Source organism: Selenomonadales bacterium (assembly GCA_017442105.1).
Lineage (GTDB): Bacteria > Bacillota > Negativicutes > RGIG982 > RGIG982 > RGIG982.
Genome location: JAFSAX010000172.1, coordinates 1 through 3,173, shown reverse-complemented (window position 1 = coordinate 3,173; position 3,173 = coordinate 1). Strand labels below are relative to the sequence as shown.

General features: G+C 49.6%; 4 protein-coding genes. All 4 read left to right on the top strand.

The window, feature by feature from the left end:
* Positions 1-878 (top strand): LysR family transcriptional regulator (locus IJN28_06935; protein MBQ6713500.1); only part of this gene is annotated, 878 nt, incomplete at its 5' end.
* A gap of 237 nt (positions 879-1,115) precedes the next feature.
* Entirely contained in the window at positions 1,116-1,790 is a 675-nt protein-coding gene (locus IJN28_06930; GenBank protein MBQ6713499.1) for a TerC family protein, read from the top strand.
* A 29-nt stretch (positions 1,791-1,819) separates the two neighbouring features.
* Positions 1,820-2,677 carry a zinc metalloprotease HtpX gene (htpX, locus tag IJN28_06925; protein MBQ6713498.1) on the top strand — a complete coding sequence of 286 codons (858 nt, stop codon included), beginning with the start codon at positions 1,820-1,822 and terminating at the stop codon, positions 2,675-2,677.
* Positions 2,678-2,775: 98 nt separating this feature from the next.
* Positions 2,776-3,173: hypothetical protein (locus IJN28_06920; GenBank protein MBQ6713497.1), on the top strand; the 398-nt coding region annotated here is incomplete at its 3' end.

The following is a 3,173-nucleotide window of genomic DNA, read 5'->3' as shown; positions in this document are numbered from 1 at the left end:
TTGTAGAAGTTGCACGCCAACAAAGCTTTACCAAAGCAGCACAAAAACTGAATGTTACACAACCTTCTATCAGTAAAATGATAAAAACGCTCGAAGAAGAACTTGACGTTACGCTCTTTTATCGTTCGAGCAAAAATGCCGTTTTGACCGATGCGGGCAAAGCCGTTCTTCGCCCTGCCATTACCATCCTCAACTCGTTCAACAACTTGTCCGTTGAGCTGTCGAACGTCATCCATCTCAAAAAAGGCAACCTCACCGTAGGCATCCCGCCGATGGTCGGCGTCTGCTTCTTCTCGGAGATCATCTATAAGTTCAAAGAACGGTTCCCGAATATCAACTTAAAACTGATCGAAGTCGGTTCGAAACAGATCGAACGTGATATCGAAGAAGGCTCTCTCGATATCGGTGTCATCTCACTTCCGATCCGTGATAAAAACATCTCCATCCTGCCGTTCGTCACCGAACCGATGCATCTCATCGTGCGCAAAGACCATCCGCTCGCAGATCGCTGCGTCATCAGCTATCAAGATCTCGAAAAAGAATCATTCGTCATGTTCCGTCAGGACTTCTCCATCCGTGATCCACTCATCGACCGCTGTCGTCAGAGCGGATTCAATCCGAACATCGTCTGCGAAAGCTCGCAATGGGACTTCATCGCGGCAATGGTCGCAGCCAACTTAGGCGTCGCTTTCCTTCCTGCAACTCTCTCTGACAGACTGTCCACGTATGATGTCACTTCCATCCCGCTCGAAGATCCGATCGTGCCGTGGAACCTCGCGCTCATTTGGCACAAGGAAAAATACCTCTCGTTTGCGGCACAGGAATTTATGAAACTCGTCTGCGAACACTTCGGATTGGACGTTGACTTGGTAGAATAAGTATGATATCATACTCATATACTCAATTCCACAAGGGGAGTAGCTGTACGGTACTGTCGTCATTACGGGCATAATGCCCCGGCATTATCGGCAATTTGATTGCAAGCCAGACCTTGTCTCAGTCACCGCTGGGGCAAGGTCTTTTCGTATCTTAATAGGATATGAAAAGACCTCTCGGAAATAATAATGAAATAACAAAATATCGAACAAAAGGAGTTTTTTCACATGACTGAAACAATGTTTAGTGCATCGTGGTTCTTCGCACTCGGCAGTATTCTCCTCTTAGACCTACTGCTGTCGGGCGATAATGCGATCATCATCGCGCTCGCGTGTAAAAACCTTCCGCCCGAACAGCGCAAAAAAGCCGTATTTCTCGGCTGTGCAGGTGCTATCGTCCTTCGCGTACTCTTGACGCTCGTCGCAACGAAACTCTTGGAAATCCCGTACCTGCAGTTCATCGGAGGTGTCGCACTTCTCTTCATCGCCGTCAAGCTCTTGAAGCCGGAAGAAGAAGACCTCTCCAATATCCAGAGCTCGGGCAAACTGTGGGCTGCCATCAAGACGATCCTTGCGGCAGACTTCATCATGAGCCTCGATAACGTACTCTCCCTCGCGGCTGTCGCACAGACCGTTCCCGAAGGCAAGTACCTCCTCATTCTCTTGGGCCTCCTCGTCAGCATCCCGCTCGTCGTCTGGGGCGCACAGCTTCTGTTGAAACTCATTCAGAGATTCCCTGCGATCATCTACGTCGGCGCGGCGATCCTCGGTTACGCGGCAGCCGAAATGATGGTAGCCGACCATGCACTCGGTATGTACATGGAATCGTTCGCACTCGCACTTGAGATCGGTCTTCCGCTCATCATCGTGGCCATCGGCCTCTGGATGAAAAAGAAAGCCGAAACAGCCAACTAAAAAAAGAAATCAAAAGGAGGAATTTTACAATGAATACCCTTAAAACCACCGTCCTTATGGCTCTGATGACAGGCCTGCTCGTAGTAGTCGGCGCAGCAGTCGGAGGAGAAAGCGGAGCAACGATGATGCTTCTCATGTCGCTTGCTATGAACTTCTTCAGCTACTGGTACAGCGACAAGATGGTGCTCAAGGCATACGGCGCACAACCCGTCAGCCGCGAAGAAGCACCCGAGCTCTATCAAATGGTAGAAGTCCTCGCACAGAACGCCAACCTTCCGATGCCGCGTGTCTGCGTCATCGACAGCCCTGTTCCGAACGCATTCGCAACGGGACGTAACCCGGCAAACGGTGTCGTAGCTGTTACGACAGGTATCATGCGCACACTCAACAGAGATGAGCTGGCAGGCGTTATCGCACACGAGCTCTCGCATATCAAACATCGCGACACCCTCATCAGTACCATCGTCGCATCGTTCGCAGGTGCTATCAGCTGGATCGCACAGATGGCACAGTGGGCAATGATCTTCGGCGGCAGAGATGAGGATGAAGAAGGCGGCGGCCTCGGCGGCATGCTGTTTACCATGATCCTCGCACCGATCGCGGCAATGATCATTCAGATGAGCATCTCCCGCTCGCGCGAATACTCCGCCGACGAAGCAGGCGGCAGAGTCTGCGGCAACCCGCTCGCACTCGCGTCCGCACTCGAAAAGATCGAAGGCTTCGCCAAACATTACCCAATGCAGCAGGCACAGCCCGCAACATCTCACCTCTTTATCATCAACCCCTTAAGCGGTGCCCGCCAGATCATGAACCTCTTCAGCACCCATCCGACAACGGCAAGCCGTATCGAACGCCTCCGCGCACAAGCTGCCAACATGAAAAAATAAGCGAAAGACCGACTTTACAGTCGGTCTTTTTTTGTAATATGCTATCGACAAATTCCTATACAACAAGTAAAATATAACTAACAAGGAGCGTGATACTGATGAAAAAGAAATTGCTCGCATTGACGCTTGGTCTGGCTGTAACACTTACTTCCGCAACAGCTTTTGCTATGACGATGCAAGAAGCAAAAAATCTGGCTGATACATTCGTACCTGCCGATGCCAAATATTCCAAATTATTAAGACTTGACAACGAAGTTGAATTCTACTACTATACGCCTGCTTATCGCTATGAAGTCGAATTTGACACAAAAAGAGAAATGGTCAAAGGTCTTGCAATCGAACGCATCGCACCGGTTCAGCAAGCTGATACCAAGATCAGTCAAGATGAAGCGATCGCTGTCTTGCATGAACATTATCCTGATGCAAAACTGTTAAACATCTATCAATATGTCGAATCGGGCAATGATATCTATGAAATGGAATTCCTCTTAGATAA